Source organism: Ensifer sp. NM-2 (assembly GCF_003024455.1).
GTDB lineage: Bacteria > Pseudomonadota > Alphaproteobacteria > Rhizobiales > Rhizobiaceae > Ensifer > Ensifer canadensis.
Map to the genome: position 1 here is coordinate 1 of NZ_PVZR01000199.1, position 256 is coordinate 256.

Consider the following 256-nt stretch of genomic DNA (forward strand, 5'->3'; position numbering starts at 1 on the left):
TCTGCTATATCGGCTGCGGCGTCACCACCGGCATCGGCGCGGTGATCAACACGGCCAAGGTCGAGATCGGCGCGACCGCGATCGTCTTCGGCCTCGGCGGCATCGGCCTCAATGTCATCCAGGGCCTGCGGCTTGCCGGCGCCGACATGATCATCGGCGTCGATCTCAACAACGACAAGAAGGCCTGGGGCGAACGCTTTGGCATGACCCACTTCGTCAATCCGAAGGAGGTTGGCGACGACATCGTGCCTTACCT

At 62.9% G+C, this 256-nt stretch carries 1 protein-coding gene; it reads left to right on the forward strand.

All coding sequences use genetic code 11. The annotated features are described in order from the left end of the window. On the forward strand, positions 1-256 hold a 256-nt coding region (locus C6558_RS39455; protein ID WP_158269027.1), incomplete at both ends, for a zinc-binding dehydrogenase.